This window comes from Pantoea sp. B65 (assembly GCF_047308185.1).
Taxonomy (GTDB): Bacteria; Pseudomonadota; Gammaproteobacteria; order Enterobacterales; family Enterobacteriaceae; genus Erwinia.
Genome location: NZ_JAHXPU010000041.1, coordinates 83,741 through 104,988, shown reverse-complemented (window position 1 = coordinate 104,988; position 21,248 = coordinate 83,741). Strand labels below are relative to the sequence as shown.

The 21,248-nt window shown below is 45.0% G+C and carries 10 protein-coding genes and 4 pseudogenes; 6 read left to right on the top strand and 8 right to left on the bottom strand.

The annotated features are described in order from the left end of the window. Positions 1-676: 676 nt before the first annotated feature. Together JWF83_RS20805 and JWF83_RS20800 are read right to left on the bottom strand one after the other, a co-directional pair. On the bottom strand, positions 677-2,062 hold the full coding sequence (locus JWF83_RS20805) for a hypothetical protein (RefSeq protein WP_413652323.1): 1,386 nt from the start codon (positions 2,060-2,062) through the stop codon (positions 677-679). Between the two features lie 226 nt (positions 2,063-2,288). Further along, positions 2,289-2,891 (bottom strand): site-specific integrase, encoded by a 603-nt coding sequence (locus tag JWF83_RS20800; protein WP_413652322.1) that lies wholly within the window; start codon positions 2,889-2,891, stop codon positions 2,289-2,291. A 258-nt stretch (positions 2,892-3,149) separates the two neighbouring features. On the opposite strand from JWF83_RS20800, the gene JWF83_RS20795 reads away from it, so the two are divergent. Beyond that, on the top strand, positions 3,150-6,272 hold the full coding sequence (locus JWF83_RS20795) for a hypothetical protein (protein ID WP_413652320.1): 3,123 nt from the start codon (positions 3,150-3,152) through the stop codon (positions 6,270-6,272). Between the two features lie 138 nt (positions 6,273-6,410). Here JWF83_RS20795 and JWF83_RS20790 read toward each other — a convergent pair whose 3' ends face one another. The 6 genes and pseudogenes from JWF83_RS20790 to JWF83_RS20765 form a co-directional block, all read right to left on the bottom strand. Then, the gene (locus tag JWF83_RS20790) at positions 6,411-7,511 is read right to left on the bottom strand and encodes a hypothetical protein (RefSeq protein WP_413652318.1); all 1,101 of its coding nucleotides are present in this window, start codon (positions 7,509-7,511) and stop codon (positions 6,411-6,413) included. 329 nt (positions 7,512-7,840) lie between these two features. Then, positions 7,841-8,404 carry a hypothetical protein gene (locus JWF83_RS20785; RefSeq protein ID WP_413652316.1) on the bottom strand — a complete coding sequence of 188 codons (564 nt, stop codon included), beginning with the start codon at positions 8,402-8,404 and terminating at the stop codon, positions 7,841-7,843. A gap of 360 nt (positions 8,405-8,764) precedes the next feature. After that, positions 8,765-9,550, bottom strand: coding sequence for an MAE_28990/MAE_18760 family HEPN-like nuclease (locus tag JWF83_RS20780; protein WP_413652314.1), 786 nt, complete (start codon positions 9,548-9,550; stop codon positions 8,765-8,767). After that, entirely contained in the window at positions 9,550-10,632 is a 1,083-nt protein-coding gene (locus JWF83_RS20775) for a DUF262 domain-containing protein (RefSeq protein ID WP_413652312.1), read from the bottom strand. The genes JWF83_RS20780 and JWF83_RS20775 overlap by 1 nt, the downstream gene beginning before the upstream one ends. 190 nt (positions 10,633-10,822) lie before the next feature. Then, a pseudogene (locus JWF83_RS20770) lies at positions 10,823-10,954 on the bottom strand (transposase); the annotation flags it as partial. Between the two features lie 267 nt (positions 10,955-11,221). Further along, positions 11,222-11,530, bottom strand: a pseudogene (locus JWF83_RS20765) (ArdC-like ssDNA-binding domain-containing protein); the annotation flags it as partial. Positions 11,531-11,864: 334 nt separating this feature from the next. Between JWF83_RS20765 and JWF83_RS20760 the strand changes: the two are divergent. The 5 genes and pseudogenes from JWF83_RS20760 to JWF83_RS20740 all read left to right on the top strand — a co-directional run. Continuing rightward, positions 11,865-12,137 (top strand): annotated as a pseudogene (locus JWF83_RS20760) (IS3 family transposase); the annotation flags it as partial. Between the two features lie 178 nt (positions 12,138-12,315). Beyond that, positions 12,316-17,268 (top strand): AAA domain-containing protein, encoded by a 4,953-nt coding sequence (locus JWF83_RS20755; RefSeq protein ID WP_413652482.1) that lies wholly within the window; start codon positions 12,316-12,318, stop codon positions 17,266-17,268. Further along, the gene (locus JWF83_RS20750) at positions 17,265-18,701 is read left to right on the top strand and encodes a hypothetical protein (RefSeq protein WP_413652311.1); all 1,437 of its coding nucleotides are present in this window, start codon (positions 17,265-17,267) and stop codon (positions 18,699-18,701) included. The genes JWF83_RS20755 and JWF83_RS20750 overlap by 4 nt, the downstream gene beginning before the upstream one ends. Before the next feature lie 331 nt (positions 18,702-19,032). Further along, a pseudogene (locus JWF83_RS20745) lies at positions 19,033-19,167 on the top strand (transposase); the annotation flags it as partial. 404 nt (positions 19,168-19,571) lie between these two features. Beyond that, the gene (locus JWF83_RS20740; protein WP_413652309.1) at positions 19,572-21,236 is read left to right on the top strand and encodes a ShlB/FhaC/HecB family hemolysin secretion/activation protein; all 1,665 of its coding nucleotides are present in this window, start codon (positions 19,572-19,574) and stop codon (positions 21,234-21,236) included. The last annotated feature ends 12 nt before the right edge of the window (positions 21,237-21,248 follow it).

Sequence of the window (21,248 nt, the reverse complement as noted above, 5' to 3'; positions counted from 1 at the left end):
CAGCTCAGAAACTTTTATGCTGCTGTCCTGGGGCAGACACCAGATACCGTAATTTACCGGACTGGAACCAGGTTCCGCGGAACAGAAGTAAATCAACGTGGTCATTAACAGTTCTCCTAACCGCTTACGCTCCATTTCAGGTTTCTGAGGATACCTGACAGTTTTTTCCCAAACTTCAGGGGAGATAACGACGGGCAAAACACTTTTATTAACTCCATTTTTACACATGACATTTCTCCTTTTGATTTACAGGTATATATACCGCTGCAGCAGATATTTTCCCTGATAATGAGTAAACAGATATCCGATATGGAACACTATTAATAAAGGTGGATACCGGTAAACCCGGGCGAGCAACACCGGAATGGTGGCAACCTCAGCTCTGGTTGCAGGGCGCTGACAAGGCAGCAGTAACCGGCTAAGTGTTGTATCCACGCGAGAAGAGATGAAGGAGAAATTAGTTTGGTAAAACTTAAAATTAGGAGGCGGAGAAGGTGATTTCACAAGCGGATCTGAAACGAAAAAAACTTGTCGAATGTCTCAGGGCGTGAAGCGGACGTAGGAAATTGTCCATACCACCCAACGATACTGTATGTTAATCAGCGGGGAGCAGGTGATGAAACCATGAAACGTGTTGAATAGTTATGTTCCCAGCATCGTCCTACTCCAGCCACGTTCAACGCGTGATTTTTGCGGCCTTATCTTGCTCCCAATGTGTGACGTCTTCGACCCCATGCGTCGAGTCAGATGCGAGCATCAATGACTGTATAGGGAAGAGATCCATCAAATGCGGTACGCGGGCAAAGTGTTGCACGGTCTCAGCCCACTCATAGTTTTCCTCAGACGGGTAGTAATTCACGGCATGCAGGAAAGTACCCAACACGGTTGTTTTAGAGGCATCGTAGGCCGAGATATTCTCGATGTTTTTATCCCTACGTAGTTCCTCGATCTCTATGCCTTCACAAGTCTCATACCAGATGTGCACCACGCCAGCCTGATCGGGGGGAATCTGCATCACTCCGTCATTGAACAAACTCTTAAAATGCTTGGATCGCAGGCCGAGAGAAACCTCATGGTCGCAGCGCCACTGAGCTCCAACGCACTTTGCAACATCCTTTACAAACATGTTGAGAATGTCGTTATTGGTGCCAGGACGAATAACTCGCTTAGCGATAGTTGAGATACTTCGCTTCTCATTGCTGTCTAGTCCCCCAAATACCAGCAATTCATGCTGTGGGCTATTGGCTCTGACTGAAAATTTTCGGTAGTGACGTTTGAGCCCTAATTTGTCGATGGCTCGTATTCCCACACTAATTGAACCCTCATTAGCTTTTCCCGTCCCCCCTTTAATGGCGAGATTCACCGATTTAATTATGTCTGCTGAAGTCACACTGGCGACCTGCTCATGGAAAATTATATCGACAATGTTCCACGGTGCGACTTTGAGCATATGTTGGCTCAACTCATGCCAGATGTTGGCCCAGGCTTGCTCTTCGGTCTTTGAGTACTTGGTTTGCTTATCCGACCTTTTGCACTCAACGTAGAACTCCAGATCACCTAACTTGACGAGCATATCCGGTGATTTTTTGGTTTTTCCATCGGGCCAGACAATGCTGTTTTCCGGGATGAAGGCAACCTCATAGCCGTTCTTCATGTAGAACGATGCCGCCAACAGCTCAAAAATCTGAGTTTCTGGTTTGTTGTTATTTGCTAGCATTTTGTCCAGAACATCATCGACGTATGGAACTTTGCGAAGCTGGTCAGCAACAGCGCCTATGGCCATTGCATAGGGGTAGATACGCGTGCTGTGGTAAGTACAATCACTATATGGAAAATCATGATACAAATACGACGCCAGAATGTACCAGTCGATGTCATCTTCTGCTGGTACGAAGAGCTGAGGCTCTATCGGCAGATTGATGTTGAACTTAGACTCCTTCTCTCGTATGCGCTTCAAATATGCAGCTTTGCGAGCAGCCCAATCCTCAGTTCCAAGCCTGTCCACGAGCAACTGATAAAAAGCTTTTGTTCTTGAAAGCTCAACCCGACTGACAATATCCATTACGGTCTCTCCTGGTAGTTGTATAGAGTCTTTATCGAGATATGTCATTTCAACTTATTGGGGGCATTATCCCTAAGAAATATCAATTTGCTACCACAAAGAGATAGACCACTCTGTATCGAATCCTGTGTAAGTATCCTATCCAGGCGGACCATAAGTTTTTTAATATCTGACGAGCAGCAACGCCCGCTCTTGGCACAGGGCTGCTGTTGCAGCCCTGGCAACCTTAGACTTCAATCGATTCAGAGATCTCTAATGCATCATCGACTTCAATGCCCAGATAACGGACTGTGCTTTCCAGTTTCTTATGACCCAGCAGAAGTTGGATCACCCGGAGATTCTTGGTTCTCTTGTAGATCAGGTAAGGTTTTGTTCTTCTCATGGAATGTGTGCTGTAAAGCGAATCTTCGAGACCAAGCTTTTCTACCCACCCATGAAAGATTCGGTTGTATTGCCGGGTTGAAATGTGCTGGTTAGTTCCGACCCGAGACCGAAACAAGAAGTCTTTACTGTGCAAATTGCCAAGCTTTATCAATGCAGCAACAGCTTCTCTTGTCCCTTTGGTTATCTCAAATTGCACAGGGCTGCCTGTTTTCTGTTGTAGCACCGTTGCTCTGCTTGAAACAGAGCTACCATATGCAACATCAGATACTTTGAGTTTTACCAGATCACAGCCTCGTAGCTTACTGTCCAGGGCCATATTGAACAGAGCTAAATCGTGCGTTTTACCTTCCAGTTCAAGTCGGATTCGGATCCCCCAGATATGAGATATCTGAAGTGGTCTTTTTTGGCCGATGATACGGTCTTTGTTCCACGGTAACGTGTTCATATTCAAATCTCCTGCAATGTGGGAAATTTGAGTATGGTTGTCCCTCATGAGCGAAAAGCGGACGTCTCATCCTGCGATAATCTTCTATCACTAGTGCATTTCCGCATCAGTATCTCTCTTCTCCTAATGAGGACCGAATAAGGTAAACTCGGAAATGCTTTGAGCTGAATACTAGTAGGTAACGTAAAGAGTTTTAAAGGAAAATTATACAAACAGGACGTATGATAGAGGGATTGACCACCCAACATCAGGAGCGCTATGTCTGCCATATTCTTTGCACGCCTTTCAGCTAAAGTGAGAGCAGATCTCAAACGAAACCTTAAAGGTAATTCGGTGTATAAAAAACATCGCTGGAACTTGTTTGAGAGGGCGCAGGTATACAGCTCCACACATTATCTGAAGGCCATGTTTTTGCTCTGGGCGGCGGCAAGCAGTGCAGTCATTGTCGCGGTATATTTTCGTTCTGAATTTGGTTCTTTTGCTGCTACCTATCTGAAGGGTATAACAGTACTGCCGTCATGGATGTCAAACCTGTTAGGCAGCCAACTGACGATTATCGGGATCGTGTTTCCGTTGGTTGTGGGTCTGGTGAGCGTGCTCTTTCAGAAAAAATCGTCCCGGATACATATTCAGACTGCCTATCAGTTGCATTCGGGTTACATGTTTGCCGGTCTGAGTGGACTATCCCTGGCTGCATTTATATTGGTAGGTGGGCTGTTTTCATCAGCAGGTGATAATTATCTTACTATCACGTTTGCTATTACGTCCTTGAGTTGGATGCTGTTCAACATCGTGCTGTCGATATGGTTTTTTATTTCAAGCCTAAATGTTCTGGATGATAAAAAACGTGATCGACTTATGCTGAAGTATTTTAAGTCGGAGGTTGTAGAAAACTTTATTCTTCATTCGCAGATAAACTCATGGCTCCAGTATCCAGGAACCTATATCGATAAAGATTATATCGAAGGTATTGAAATCCTTCGCTGGTATGTTTCTGGTGAAGAAAAGATGCAGTTGTTACCTTATCATTTAGATGAGGGAAAAGAAATTACAGATGTTAGAATACAACTATTTAATTTTCTCTTAAAATTTCTGCGACCTGTTAACGATAGTGAAGGGGAGATAATTATACTTCCATCCTTGGGGTGTAAGAAAAATACAATTACACTGCTGGCATCAACGGATGTTAATGTTCCCTGTTGGTGGGTGTTTTTATTCAGATACTGTTTTATTAGTGGACCTAAAAAAAACTGGAAAGAATACAGGTATATTACCCGCGATTTTTATGGTGAAGCCTATGATGCTCTGGAAGACAGAAACATTAGTACATTCATCAGTGCTACAGACAGGCTCGTAGAAACCTATACAACATTGAAAAAGAGTTTCCAGTATGCTGGCGGTAACTATATTGATGAATGTAATGATACGGGATTTATGGTTACGTTCAGCCAGTCATTCCATCGGGACTTTTACTCATTTAGCCATGATATTGTAAAGTCTTTGGAAACCACGGGAGAATATTTTCGCAAAGTAATTACAATCCCTTTCTCTGTGAATCGTAACGTAGACAGTTGCCAGTTGGGCGACTTTCAGCAATATGTTCAGTCTCTTTTCCACGTCTGGCATGCGCTGATAGACTGGAAAACCGGTTATGGAGAAAATCTGTCTGTCGGTCAAGAATTACGTCATCGGGAGCTTGTTAAAGATTTCATCGGTGAATGGGAAAGCTGGTACATGTGGCGACGTATTCATAACCGTAACGGAGAACCGTCTGATAGTGATCCGGCCTGCCTACTGTCTCATCTTTTATACACTGCTCAGACAGTCATAACAGCAGTCATGAAAGACGATCGTTTTGCCTCAGAACACAGCTCAGATATGCTGCTGCTCTGGTTTGGCCGGAATAACTTTGAAGAACATTTTGACCAGTACCGATGGCACAGTTTTTTCATCACGCCAGCGTTATTAACGCAGACTCCTGAAGGGCCTGACTGGCAGGTTGTACTGCGAGGTAATGAATATGCAGAAAATAAGACGCAGTACACGGCGTTTTATAACGCCCTAGCTGACGTGCGTTTGTTGACTGCAAGCTATATTCTTTCTCATATTAGGCAGAAAAAGAATGTACCCCTTAAAAACATTGTTAAGCGACTCCTGAGTTCAGAACTTGTCTATCCTACAGGCGCACACGATCGCATGACGCCCTCATTTAAGTCAGCCACTGATATTATTGACAGCATTATTAGGCTGGAATACCGGAACAATGGTCATGAGAACGGCTGGTACGAAGCGCTGTCTGGCCTCATAAAAACCTTTTCAGCCTTTAATGAAACTGAAACCATAACCGGTCGCATTTATATGGGAACCTATGAAGACGTCAGGAATCTGTACGGTACTTACGCTGATATTGCTTTTTATCTTTCCGCTGAGGCACAGTCTGTCAGCCGACGCGTGCAGAATGCGCTGAATGACAATCTCTTCACTTATTCTAGAAAGGAACAAATTATAAATCAGCTCCACGGGATGAAACGACGTGAAGACAGTTCCCCTGACGGATATTTAATGTCAGAAATGGCTTTTAAAGCGAAAATCATTTCTTTCAATAAAACCCTCGATGCCTATATTCTGGCTTTCAGCCAGTGCCTGCATGATGAACTTCTTAACGCAGAAATTGATACAGAACGGCTGAAAAATACCGATCTTACTCTTACCCGTGATCTGCCCGAAATGCTTGCCCAAGATGCACTGCTTTCCCGTTTTTCTTACAGTAGCTCTGAGAATGGTGAGATACCGTGGAAAGCTAGGTCGGTTCGCGGGACCATGCCTAAAAATATCATTGCCCGGGGGATCAACAGCAATGTTTACGGAGATCTGACATCGCTTTCAGACGTGAAATATTCTCTGCTTCGTGACGTTTACTATGGCTTGAGTCAGTTGCTGGCCCTCCGGACCGAAAGCGTTCGCGACGTGGAGGGACTGCTGAAGCATTTACGGGAGATGACTGTCGATAATGACGACTTTACTCTCATATTCTTCGGAACCCGTCTGAGGAGTGACCTGCGTGAACTGACCCACCACACGGACAGGCATGCAGAGCTAGGGATCACCCTGGACAGTTCATCGCGTCCGGGTGGACTGATGCCTGTCAGAATCAACGGCTGTGGCATCTATCAGGTATGGGCCTCAGAGAGATGTTATTCCCTGCTTGTTCGGAATAGTATCTTCGGCAACCTTCACTTGCAGAGCGATCCTGACGATCTGTTTTTTAGCTCCTCATGGCAGACAGACAGTCAAGATCCCCTGACTGGCTGGGTGACTACGACCTGGAACCAGTTGCTGGAAATTGAAGGTGCTGTGGTGGCCAGGTTCGAACATCTCTGACAAATCTGGCTGAGCGAAGTGCATTATTTCCGCTCAGTCAGTATTATTGAGGTGATGTAAATAATATCCAAATAACATTTCCGTAAGTTCCAATAGCCATATCTGTGACCTGCTCTTCGTTAGTAATGTTTGCGAATATTAATCTGAATCCATTTTTCCAAACGCGGTCAAGCCAACAACTGAACTACCAGTAACATGAGCTTGCAAACCCGCTTCCTGCATGTCACTCAGAGCCACGGCTTGACTATCCTCTAATCCAATAGAGAACATTGGATAGGCCCAGTTCCAATGCTGATCAGGAATCAAACTATTATTCTCAATTCTAAAAAAGCTGACCATGAGATGATGGTTCCCCTGAATTGCCTCATCATCATAGATGTTTGCCAGTACACCAAAGTGCTTGTAGCCTGCTTGTTCATTCTCGAACATTTTTATTTTCGTGCCATTTCTGATCATCCAAAAAGAATGGTTCCCAGTGGCATCAGTGGCCTGCCAGCTTGATTCGTCAATTTCCCAATCGAGGTATTGTTTGTAATTTGACTTAGATTTTGGTTTTTTGCTATTACTAAACCAATATATTGGCGGGAGTGCTGGTTGAAGTCCTTTCGGCAGGGGGGACTGACCTGCGGCAATGGAATGCATGATCTTTGTCATCGATGGAAGCCCCATTAGATGCCATACATCATGTTTATCCTTTTTAAGGATAAGAAGACCTTTGGATACGCCATCCGCGTAAGTTGACTTGACACGGATTAGTATGTCCTTGTTACCGTCTTTGTCGAAGTCTTCAATACTCATTGAAGATGCCACGACTTCGTCATTTTCTGCGCCAGGGATAATTGCCCAGTACCCAATATCGTAGAATCCAGGTCTACCAACCACTTTATCTATTAAATTCTGTCCAGAGGGTTCGAAGATCATCAGAAAGCGGCTAAGGTCACCATTAGTGCTCACAGCTTTTCCGTAGACTACTACGGAGTTTGATGTGCTTAGGTCGAGTGACTCACTTGTCACTGAATCAAATACCACAGAGGTCAAATTTGTGGCAAGTTGCTGCTGGATGCAAGCTCGAGCCATTTCTACTAATTTTTCGCGAACATCAGCAGAGCGCATAGGTTGTGAACTAAAATGGAAAAGCCCTATTGTAACCACTACGCCTAGTATTCCCGATATAACGCTGCCTAGAACCTGCTCCTTGACCAATTTCACAACACCCATCAATATCTCCTTTAACTTCATTTCAGCACCTTAGTACTGTTAAACTTTTCACACTGAAATTGGTTAATTATTAACTCACTCTCGATGATAATACCAATCCTGCCGTACCTAATATCAATTTCCGTCTAAGCGCACTAAAATGTTACAACCAGTAGAAGCAGAGTTGTCAGGTACTAATTAAAGATTTTAACCCACCTGTGCTTGGTAAGTTAAAATCGCGGTGTTCAACTCTTCAACATAGCGCTCAAGTTCACATGAGACATACATGAGAAATGTTTCATCCATCAGTACATTATTAAAAATAGTCATTGAAATACCAGAGTTATCAGTCTTAGCTCGATGAATGGCTCTTAAGAGTCGCTTTTCAGCGTCATTTTTTTGGTTTGCTTGTAGGAAATCTCCTTATAGTTCTCTGCAATACCATCGCTATGATCCATGATATTTCTCATCACCGATAGATGATCGATATCCTTAATATTTTTACCGGCGAAATTCTGCTTGAGACGTTTATGGCAATCCTCAACTGTTTTGTATTTTTTATCCGTTATTTTACATGATAGGCGATTCATAAGTTCTAGACAATCAACCATACGGTGTTCAAACAGACCAAAAATGGTAAGAAAAGCTGCGCGGCGGGTTAGTTGCGCTATCAGATGCTTATATTCAGACTTAACTTCATTTTCATCATACCCCACACATGATCCACAGGAATAGTATGTGCGTTGATACGTTGTAATCCCTCCATCTTCATGATGTCTTTCATCTTGAAACTCCCCAGACTCAATGGATCCGGGCTTATCGGCATCGCTTAGCGCACGGGATATATTTGCTTCTTCCTTCTCCGCTAGCATTTTCATTACGGGAATTGAGGCGGTTGCTCTCCATAGCTTTGCGTTAAAGAAAAATTTTGCCACACTCTAAATTTCCATTGAAAACAGATTATTGACCTCAGATTCTATCGTTAAACTAGTAAGTATCCTACTTAATTGGACCATATGCTTTTGTTATCTGACCTAATGAGTCGTAATGTTGTAGTGGCTCATTAAATTTGGTAATCCGAACAGAGGTGCACCACGCCGCTTCTGGCTCGAGGCGGACGGAATGTGGTGCAGAAGGGCCGCTTTGAGCGAGGAGCGGACATTGACATATCTGTTAAAGTGAATGGTTCCTTTTGCAGGGATACTTACAATGCTATAAGTTATTTTTAAACCACATAATTGATAGAATTTTTAAAGGGCAGCAAAACTGCCACCCTTTAACATTACCTACTTTATTTATGTATTGCATATTTCAGAGCAAATAATTAATAAAAATGAGTACTGAAGTATTCTGACCTTATCTTTAAGATCAATAAGTGAGTTAATATCTGTAGCATTGGCAAAGTCATTACCATGGGCTATTTTATGACGCTTTTGATTTAAATCATCTAAAAAAGTCTGCCATAAACTTCGCCCACGATATAATGCCGGACTTGTATAGTAAGCATTTTTCCTTACTCTATAAGGAAAATCACAAACTTTTCGCTTGGTTAAAACAGAGATAACTTCAAGAGCATTTTTAATTTGTGGAGATGTCATAGCAAAAATCTTATCAAACCTTGATTCGTGTAGGTTTTTAAAAATATCTCCAACCCCAAACCTTGATGCTATATTACCAATGACATCTGGCTTTGGATTTCTATTTCTATCCGATATAAATGGTTCAGGAGAAATTTTGAAGTCATCTGTTTTCTCTAAATCATCCATTAGGCACTGGATTGCATCTTGATATCCGGGAAACGCTTTTTCATCAAACCCTAAATATTTTTTACAGTAAGTTCTTTTAATCGAAATCGGTAACTCTTTGAATTTTATGGATGCGTAATCGCTAATAATGTTTTTGACTGCACCTTTAACAAACCCTTCCATATGAGCAACAATCAAAACTGTAATCGAGCGACAAAGAGCATTATATAAATATTCATTTGACTCCTGAACACGGACCGCTTCATTGACTAAAATATCAACTTCTCTCCACTGAAGATCAACGGTATCAAGATAATCCGCAATGAATGTAGCCATTATGCTGTTTCCTTTGCCTTATTAATCCTTGTATTTAGTTTAGCTACATCATTTACACTACCTTCACATGCTGCAAAAAAATCAGGATCTGAAAACATTCCGAGAATTTTTTCGGAAGTAACAACCGTTCCTTTTCTCAAACTTTCAATAAAGAGGTGTGTAATTGAATCATACACCGCAGCATTAAAATCAGACATTTTTTCAAAGCCATCGGCTGTTGCCCGATACTTAGTGAAAGGATAATCTATATTAGATTTCCCAATAGCTTTAAAAGTATCATTAAACAACCTTTCCATTTCCTCTAACTGTTTTATAGGTAGATTGTTAAATGAATTCATCTTACTAGTCAGGAAATTTTTGAACTTCCCTTTGTAATCCCTATAGCTATCAAGGTAGTTTATGGCGAAGAAACGCAGTACAAGCTCTTCATCTTCCATTTTTTTAACGCGGGAACTATCAGGTGTTAATTTACATGCCAATTTAAAGTGTTCATTTTTTGACAATCCTTTTATGAGGTCTTTAAATGGCCCTCTGCATGTTGCATTGCGCAGTTCTTGTGACTCCAACTTTACCGATCCAGAGTTCAGTCTTTCAAAGATGTCATACTTCACTTGTGGGTCAAGTGTAGAGTCAATTCGCAAACATCTGATGCTTCTTTCTTCGAGGCGCCTCATTAAAAATGGAGGTAAATCTTTATGGAATGCCCCATTGAGCTTGTCAAGAACCTCTAAACCTTGGAGCTGATATTTATTCTCAAAGAAATTATAAATTGCAGTGAGACGCTGCTGCCCATCGATGACCGAGAAACGTGATGACTCAGAATCTATTTCCTCATCAACATCAACATCTTGGGAGATGTAGATAAAAGGTATCGGTATATTAAGTATAAGACTTTCAATTAGTCTTGATGATGTTTCATCATCCCAACGGTGTTTTCGTTGATACTCAGGATTAAGCTTTATGACGTTTCTTTTTATTTTTTTTACTAAAGTTTCCAGATCATATTCGATAGTTTGCGTTTTGACTGTGCGTTCTTTTGCTATTTGCTGCAGCTCATCGAGGTTATGTTTGAAATTGGTCATATTTTCTCCACGAAACGACATTTAAAACGGCTATCTTTACCACAATACATGATTCACAAAGTATGCAGTTATTTGCATGTAATTGCATTAAAAATGAAGCATCTACTGTCTTCCCCAAGAACCGATGGTGACAGGCTTTAGCAATGCAACTGCATTAAAACCGCCCCATAAAGCGGGCAGGCGTGGCGGGGAAAGCATTGCGCCAAGTATAGAAGGTAGCGTCTGAAATAGCATGCTTGCGGCAGAGTTCCCGGGCCGAAACCCCGGCTTCGGCCTCGCGGAGAATACTGATGATCTGTTCGTCGGAAAAACGCTTCTTCATGGGGATGTCCTCATGTGGCTTATGAAGACATTACTAACATCGGGGTGTATTAATCAACGGGGAACAGGTCAGAGATCAATGGTCTTAAACACTCATGGGGGGATAATCCTCACATTCCGTATGACAGCTGACATGACTTTTCCGGAAACATGGGGAATATGGCCTTCAGCCATCTTACGCATCAGACTTTCCTTCCGGCACATGGCGCTCAGGACAAACGACATTTTGCAATTTGGCGGTATACGGTGCTAGGTGCTGGCTAAACGCACGCGTCTCCCTGAATCCCTTTTTTGAGGCACTGCACCATAGCAACATGATATTCATTCCACTGTAAGCAGAACCAGTCGCGTAGTTTGAAGGTAATCCTGACATGCCCGGTACGCGCTGCCACGGGCAGGACCACGGCTTAACGCCTGTTTCAAGGCCAGAAATGATGCTGTCAGTTACTGTCTGATAAATATCGGTTTTGGTTTTAGAAAAGTTCGTTTTTGAAGAGCCTGACGGGTCCAGCAGGGATACGTTGGTCGCCGCTGCGGTGTTAGGGGCGCTTGTCTGAGTAGGCAGGGAAATAGTCATGGTTTTTTCTCCGTCAGTGGTGTGATTTTCGTCTTCGTATCGCCTGACGGTTCGCTTTCCCGGCATCGTTCCGGCATGCAAGGGCGCAGAATGCGTGCCATTTACCCTTGCAGGACGGGTTGTGTTGGGAAACGATTAACCGGAAGCTGATACGAGGAACGGAAAACACACGGGAGAAAAAACTGACCCTGCATAGCCGGGCATAGCGCCCCTTAGGCCGCAGCGGTGAAATGGGCTTAGGGTTTCATCAACACTTAGTGATCCTACCCACCATTAGTGGACACGTGACTAAGTGAGTAATCTCTCAACCAGAAGTGATTACTCATGACAAAACCAGCATCAACCAGCGGATTACCAGCCCCTGCTGAAACGGCATAATCAGTATGGCAGTATGAGTACAAAAGGCTGCTGCTACGATAACGACTGTGTGGAAAGCTTCTTCCATTCGCTGAAAGCGGAGTGTATCCACGGATAACACTTTAAAAGCCGGGAAATAATGCGGACGACGGTGTTTAATTATATCGAGTGTGATTACAATTGTTGACGACATTGCAGTGCCTTTGGCAGTCTCAGCCCGGAACAATTTGAAAACGATAACCTTGCTTAGGGCTGTAGCACACTACGTAGGTAAGATCACCTCTCACCGAAGTAATACCGGAGGCAGCGAATAATGTTAACTTAGAGACAGAAGCTGCCAGGAGATGGCGGGTCAAGATCTGCATAAGCGTCCTAGCTATCTTGATAAATTAGATTGAAATCTGAGGGGAATTCCATTGGAAGTAGAAATGTGGGATGGTGGCTTACAAGAGCAAGAAGTGGTAGCTATCGAGAAAATAAAGGCTGCGTTTTCGGATAATTTATCCAAGTCTGACAAGCCTGTTCGTGGAGGTTCTATTGGCGAGCAGCTACAAAGCTATGGTTATACCGGCAACGGAATGTTCCCCTGGAAAGGTTATGCAGGTTTTCGTTTTGTTGAGGCAAAAAAAGAAGGTGAATTCGATTTAGTCATTGTTACGCATTGCAATGTGATCATAGTTGAGTTGAAGGACTGGAACCATCAGCCTGTAACTGCGCGCGGGGAGACTTGGTATAAGGGTGATAAGAACATGGGACGCTCGCCAGTAAGCGTGACCCGTGGCAAAAAGTTCACGCTGGACAACAAATTCAAGCGTCTGACAGACCGTTTTACGAACAAAGGCTATGCTCCATTTGTACATTTCTTTGTTGTGATGACTGGCAATGCGGACTTCAGAGAGTTACCGGAAGAACAACTTCACCATACGATCTCGTTAACAGATTTTCTTAAATTTGCTGATCGCAACACATTCAACAACTACTTCAGACCCCATCCAGGCTCCCAGGTTCTAAACAAAGATTTTCCCCTTTTTGATAACCTTTTCTTAGGACCTCAGACAGCGCCAAAATCCCTGAGGGTTAATGGATTCGAAGCTAAGGATATGATTTTCGAACATCCAAAAAAGGTGTATCGGGAATACCTGGCAAAATCAGAGATATCAGCAAATAGCGAAGCATTACTCAGAGTATGGAATTTCCGGAATATCCAAGGGACGAAAGCGTACACGCCGGAAGGAAGAGCTGAGATCGTTTCACGTGAGCGTGAAGTGTTACAGCACATCAATCACCAGAACCGGGATCTGTATAACCACTGCCTGAGGTCTCTGACGAGTTTTCAGAAAGACGAAGTGACGGCCGAGTACAGCGAAGTCTATGAGCTTCCACCGGGTCATGTTCGGTTTAACGAATTCATCGGAAAGTATGGAAAGGCGTTTTCAGACCTGGACCGATTGAATGTGGTCAAACTACTCATTGCGAAGTTTAGTGATCTCCATGAGATGAAAATTGCGCACAGGGATATCGCCGATCACAGTCTGTGGATTTCACCTTCAAAAGAAGTCGCCCTTTCGAACTTTATTTCGGCATATCATCGACCAGCTGGAACGGTCGGAGATTATCGTAAGCTTTTATCCGTGGGCGCTGTCGAGGTAAAAGACATGCTTGATGGGGGCGAGCTTACGCCTTTTCAGCAGGATGTTCATGCCCTGGGCCTTGTAGCGTGGCACTTATTAAGCGGTAAGCGCATGTCGCCAAAGAGTCTGGAGACAGTACAGGAGAGTATGTTAAGCAGTCAGCACTGGTATTCAGATGTATTACTGGATGCTGTTGCTGCAAAATTTGCTTCCGCGACGGATTTCTTTGACGCCCTTAAACAAGCTGAACCTGCAGGCAAGGCGATCCCAACATTTGATGATACTGAGCTTGCCCCTTACAGGCATGCTATTAACCACTCTCGTCAGTATCGGGAAGATGATGACTTTCTGGTAGAAACATCTGATAAAGAAGTCTATATCTCGGGTGGACGGCTGGTGAAGGCGTGGCTGAATATTGGTGGGCAAGGAGACGATTCATCAATAAACTTCCAGGTTTTGAAGTTTTTAAAACAGGTCGAACAGCTTTCTTTAGTTAAACCAACATATCTGCCAGAAATTCGTGAATTTGGTATCGCATCTAAATCATCGAGTCTGTACATGGTAACGGACCAGGTACAAGGAGAAACCTGGGACAAAATGGTGGTCCTAGATGATGAAAAAATCGATCTGATTGATAAGTTTGTCGCCGCAGTTGGGCATTTGCACGGTCTTGGTGTTTCTCACGGGGACATCCACCCTGGCAATGTAATGCTTGGGACGGAGGGGCGCTCGCTTTTCCTCATCGATATCCCCGATTTTTCACCGACGGAGGACGAACCTAAAAACCACAGCTACAGCCCTGAATATATTGATAATTGTACTTCCTTTGAACGCGATAACTATGCAGTGATGAAGATGTCCTGCGAGTTGTTAGGTTTGTCCTGGGGGCATGAATCAGAACTTTACCCAACTATTGCGAATGCCATCCGGGCTGAACTGGAAGATCCTATTTTTGGGTTTAAAGATTTAGGCCGGTTTAAAAAAGCGGTAGACAGTTATGACCTGGCGTCAAAACAAGCTTTGATAGAGATTACAGCAGGAAACGCCGATGAAATAATCTCTGTTCTGCCTGATAACGGGCATCTGTATGTCAAAGTTGAGCCCAATCGTAAAGAGCCAGCTGAAGTAAAAGTGACTTTCACCGGGATTGGTGGCAGTTTTTCTGCAATGTTCAGCAAAAAACAGAAGACGCTGCTTTATGGCTTTAATCCAAGGGCTCGTTCATCAATTCGTAAGCAAGATATTGATGAAAGCCAGTTCGAAATTGGTACCGGTATCAGGATTACTCCGGGCAGCCCGCAGGATATGTCGGCGTTGACAGTATTGCTTAATGAAGAAGAATCATTTACCCGGGCAATCGAGTTGATTGCCGCATCTGAAGACGTTCAGGCACAGGATCCGCTTACTCTTCAGTTAAAAGATGCCTTTGCCAGACTGGATAAGCAAGCGCTTGAGCCTGCTTTAAAAGAAGTGCTGGAAATCCCGACGGTGAAGCTGTGGCGCGCAACTCTGGATACTGAAACAGAATCCTATCCGAACATTGAAGTCAGCGGGGAGGTAGTCCCTGTTGCAGATGCTCATGGAGAACTACTCATACCTTACTCTGCAGACGTTGATCCTCTTGGCGCATTCAGAAGTAGCGATGAAGTTGAAGCCTTACAGGTCGATCAGGAAGGGGTTGAGCGATTTATAGGTGAGGTGTCACTTAAGAAGTCAGAGCTCAAAGAGATTCGACTGGTCAGGGTGCGTTCAGCAGCCTACAGGTTGAAAGATTCTGATATTGTCTTCTTCCGCACAAAGCAGGATCGGGCGTCTTATCAGAAGCGTAAACGAGCGCTGGAACGCCTCCTCGATCGGGAGAGTGTGCTGCCTGACTTAATTGACCTGTTCGACCCATCCTGCAAACAGGATGCTCAAAATTATGGTATCACTGTCAGCGATGCTGATTTTGCCAGATACGACCGTGAAGACCAGCACGGAAACAAGATCAGCCTGAATGACCAACAAAGAAAGGCGTTTAACATACTGATTAATAATGGCCCTCTCTCCCTGCTGCAGGGGCCACCGGGGACCGGTAAAACCGAGTTTATCGCGGCCTTTGTCCACTACTTGATTGAGAAACAGAACACCAAACGCATTTTATTGGTTAGCCAGTCACACGAGGCTGTAAATACAGCGGCCGAGCGCATCAGAAAGCACTGTTCCCGACTTGGTACAGAGCTGGATGTCGTCAGGTTCAGTAACCGTGAAGGGGCAATTTCTCCGGGGCTGAAAGATGTGTATTCAAACGCAATCACAACGGAGAAGCGCGAACTGTTCAATGCTGAAATTAAGTACCGCGTTGAAGCGTTGAGTGACGCCATTGGTCTGGAGCCGGGGTTTATTTCGGGTGTCGTGCTTGCGGAGCTCAGGTTGTTCAAGCAAATAGATCACCTTGAGAAACTGCTCTATCAGGTTAACGATTTAACCGCTCCTAAAGAGATCAATGAACTGAAAGATATTGCAGTCGAACTCGACTTTTCCATCCGCTCCAGGCTGAGTCAGGAGTATGGGATTAACCTGGACAGAGACGCTAAGATCTCTGCAGCAAAAGACATTCTGATCTCAAGGCTGTGTACGGAGTATGGTGTCAGACCTGATGAGGCACAAAGAGTAAAGGCATTAGCAAAAATATCCCGGGATATGCAGGATGCTATGTCGGGAGAGCGAGTGAACCTTGATGAGTTTTATTCACGATCTAGGCAGTTAGTGGCTGGCACATGCGTCGGTATTGGACAGGGGCACATTGGTATCCAGGAGAATATCTACGATTGGGTGATCATTGATGAAGCTGCGCGCTCGATTGCCAGTGAACTGGCCATTGCGATGCAGTCTGCCAGACGCGTCCTGTTGGTAGGTGACCATCTGCAGCTTCCACCACTGTACTCAGATGCTCACAAGGCGGCATTAGCGAGGAAACTGGGTATCAATAATTCTCGTACTGAAATTGATGAGGTGTTACGAAGTGACTTTGCTCGTGCCTTCAACTCTGCTTATGGTGCGCAAGCTAGTGCAGCTCTGCTGACACAATATCGTATGGCTCCTCCAATTGGCGATCTGGTATCGAAGACCTTCTATGACGGGAAGCTTCGAAATGGAGAGCGAGCAATTCCAGATGTCTATCAGCATGCACCAGAAGCTTTACGTAGCGTAGTGACTTGGCTTGATACTGCTAGCTTGGGCCATCGGGCGCACCATTTTGAAGACCGTGGCACAAGTATTTACAACCGTAGTGAAGCTGACGAGATTATTTCTGTACTTAAACAGGTATCAGAGAATGATGAATTCGTCGCTCAGCTTTCAAAGCTCGTTAATAAAGATGAAGCCGCTATCGGAGTGATTTGTATGTATGCCGAACAAAAGCGGTTGCTCCGTCAGAAATTCAATCAGGAAATCTGGAGCGAGGGATTTAAGGACATTGTTAAAATAGACACGGTTGACAGTTATCAGGGTAAGGAAAACCGGATCATCATCCTGTCTCTGACGCGTTCGGATAAGCAGCATAGCCCGGGTTTCTTACGCGCTCCAAACCGTATAAATGTCGCAATGTCACGCGCAATGGATCGACTGTTGATTGTGGGTAACGCCGATATCTGGAAGGGAAATAATAAAGAACTGCCATTAGGCTCCGTTGTAAGTTATATGGCTGAACGAGGTCAGGAAGCTGGATACAGGTTCCTCTCCGCTCAGCAGGGAGGCAAAAAGAAATGATATCTGATAATAAAGTAACCTATCACGAGGTTGACTTCCTGCTGCCAGCACAGAGGTTTAACATTCAGTTTTCCTATGTTTCCCAGAAAGGGCTGCCATTCATCCGGGAGTTTGTGCTGAGACTTGTTCATGTAGCCTCGATGAGCAAAGCACAAATAGCAACCTATTTCGGCCTGACCCACCGTGAGTCAGAAGAGGCGATTTCCGATCTTGTGCAGCGTGGCGAACTTACGCTCTCTTCAGACGGTAGACTGACCTTAACAGAAAAATCGAATGGATATTTTTCTGAGGTTGGAGAGATACCGCACCTTTCAACTGTTCAGGACAGTGGTGGTACCTTATCGTTTGATTTAGCGACCTTTAGTTGTTTCAGTAACCAAAATGTCCAGGACCATTGGATGGGAGGCATACCATTAAAGGTTCATGACAACAATATTTCTCAAAGTGAGAGATTGGTTGAGAAACACTTTCAGTACCAGTTTAATCAAATTCTGGATAAAGGCTACCTGTCTCACTTACAAGTTCAGGGCGGAAAAGAACAGCCTTCTATTTATACAGTTAATTCAATTAATAAACTCCGGCAAATGCCGCTACGTTTAACAACTGAGTTTAAAATGGATAGCGATGGAAAGGCTGTCGAGCGTGAAGACTATGAATACTTAAACAGCTCTGAATGTGTTCATGAGTTAATGGCTATTGAAATATCCAGGTTGTTAAGACTTAATAATACCATAAGCATATTTAAGGCCATGGTATCACTCAACGATGAAAATACGCTTAAGTTATTTGACTCAAAAACGAATCAAGTTAATCCAGCTTTTATTAAAGATATGCAGGCCCTAGAAGAATATTCTGACTCAGGCAGAACGACTTTCTTAGGCCCAATATACGCTAAAAACAATTGGGAAAGGCTGCAGAAAGCTTTGGCACCGGTGCTCGGTCAGCGTATCAAAGACAAAGCTGATCATGGCGGAAGTCATTTCATGTGGATAGCACCATCAGATGCATACTGGTCAAAGAGCGAACGATTTATCTCCAGCCTGAGTGATTTCATTCACAAGTCGAGTACGAAAGATAAGCAGTTATATAAACCTGTGCTATATGTGCCCGTCTCAGATGATGTTGATTCCAAGGCAGCCAGACAATGGAAGTATGAACTAGGGCAATTACACGAGTACGCTAAAGGGCTTGTAGAAGGATTGTTAGATGGTAATGTTGAGATCCTTCATCTCGAGGATGAATTATCTGTTGTTATCTATCATATTTCTCAACCAGAAACTTTGCCAGTGACTATGCCATTGGGCTTTATAACAACTAACAAAGTGTCGGTAAATATTATTGGAACGCTGATTACTGAATATCTGAAAAGTAGCTCTGGTTTTGATAAACCCCATGATTGTGGTCCTGTTTCTTCTTTAGTTCGAAATAGTTGAACGACTGGCCATCACAAGGGCAATTTATTGCCCTTGTGATGGATAAATTAAGTAAATCATAGCAAGCGTCATCCCAGCACAGTCTGGTTCCGGATCAAGAATCCTGTAACTTACGAACCTACTTATTTTGGAGGTGGACGTGTAAGTATCCCAACAAGCCGAACTGACCTGTCCCCCATGAAGTAACATATCGCAATGTTATCAACGCCCGCTTAGCACAAAGCAGTCGTTACATCCTGATATAAAATTTCCAGGCTAACTGACCTGCTCCCCGTTGATTAATACACCGCGATGTTAGTAATGTCTTCATAAGTCACATGAGGACATCCCCATGAAGAAACGATTTTCCGACGAACAGATCATCAGTATTCTCCGCGAAGCGGAGGCTGGCATTTCCGCCCGCGAACTTTGCCGTAAGCTTGCGATCTCTGACGGAACCTTTTACACCTCGCGAAACGGAAAAGGTAAACAAGCCGACATTACTAACTGACTGTTGCATTTAATCTTGGGAGCAGGTCTGTGTCATACCATGTCAGCCAGGTTTCAAATCGCGCCAGATGGCGTAAGTTAATCACCATTCAATATGCTTTCGCCACGCTTTCATTAATCAATCAGGGATGATGTGCGTTGAAAAGCAGTGCAAGTGCTAATGGTAGTGGTGCAAAAAATCTGTGTGAATTTCCGCGGTTTTAAGAAACAGAAATGAGTCATCTTTAGATTTGAGTTAATCCGAAACAGAACAGTAAGCTAAGTAAAATTAAAAATCCATTCTCGTTTTATGTCTCTATCAGGAACTTTCTGATTGTTTAGATGATATTCTGTATAAACAGGCTTACAAAAAACTTACATTCAATTTCACTTAAGTCTTTTATGATGGCATATACAGGGAAGTTACTGGCGCTGAGCGTCGGCTTATTGACTGCTTCAGCAATTGCGGCACCGTTAAATCCCGGCGACCGCGATTACATCCAGAATCAGCAGCAACAGCGCCTGCAGCAGGACCAGAAGCAGCGCGACACGCTGTGGAACGCTGTCGCCCCGCAGGTCGCACCGGAAGGGGATCTGAGTGCATCCGGCCCGTGCTTCCCCGTCCATCATATCGTCATCCGCAATGCGTCTTTGCTGTCGCAGAGCCAGCAGCAGAATATTACCGCGCCCTATATTAATCGCTGCCTGAACTTAACGGAAATTAATTCACTGGTCCACGCCATCTCCGAATGGTATATGCAGCGCGGTTATATCACCAGCCGCGCGTTTTTAACCGAGCAGGACTTATCCCAGAGCGAACTGGTTATTCCTGTGCTGGAAGGGAAGCTCGACGAAATACGCCTCGACGGCCAGCATCCGCGCGCGCTGTTAATGGCGTTCCCCGGCCTCGAAGGAAAGATACTTAACCTGCGCGATATTGAGCAGGGCATGGAGCAGATTAACCGCGTGCGCTCGACGCCGGTGCAGATAGAAATTCAGCCATCCCCCAAAGCGGGTTATTCAGTGGTGAACCTCACCGCGAAACCGGAGTTTCCGCTCAGCGCCTCGCTGGGTTTTGACAACAGCGGACAGAAGAGCACCGGCACCGGTCAGCTGAACGCGTCGCTAACCGGTAATAACCTGCTGGGGCTGGCCGACCGCTGGTTTATCAGCGGCGGACGCAGCAGCGCCTTGAGCCAGTGGCGCGACGCACAGAGCCTGCAGGCGGGCGTCAGCGTGCCGTACGGCTACGGCCTGCTCGACTACAGCTACAGCTGGAGCAGCTACTACAGCAGCTTTATCAACAATGATTTCACCTGGCTGAGTAACGGTGATAACGTCGCGCACCGCCTGAACGGCTCCTGGGTGCTGTTCCGCAACGGCGATATCAAAACCGGCGTGCAACTCGGCCTGAACCACTATTCCAGCCACAACTTCCTTAACGACGCGCTGCTCACCAGCAGCAGCCGCAAAATCACCAGTCTGCAGATCGGGCTAAACCACACGCAGAAAGTGTTCGGCGGCGTGGCGACGCTCAATCCGGCTTTCAGCCGCGGCATGCCGTGGTTTGATGCTGAAAGCGACACGGGAAAAACCGGTGATTTGCCGAAAGCGCAGTTTCGCAAGTGGAGCATCAGCAGCAGCTTCCAGCGTCCGCTGACGAATAGCCTGTGGTGGCTCAGCAGCGTTTACGGCCAGTGGTCCCCGGACCGGCTGTACGGCAGCGAACGCCTGACGCTCGGCGGCGAAAGCTCGGTGCGCGGCTTTAAGGAGCAGTATCTCTCCGGCGACGCCGGGGGCTACCTGCGTAACGAGCTGGATTACAGCCTGTTCACGCTGCCGGTAGTCGGTGAGGTCAGCGTGCTGACCGCCGTCGACGGCGGCTGGCTGCAGAGCGACGCGCAGAACCGCGAGTCCACCGGCACGCTCTGGGGCAGCGCGGTCGGCCTCAGCACCCGCGGACGATATTTCCACACCCAGTACACCGTGGGTATTCCGCTCAGCTATCCCGGCCACCTGCAGCCGGATCACGTCAGCATTTACGCCCGCGTCGGGCTGGTTTTTTAAGAGGCAAAGATT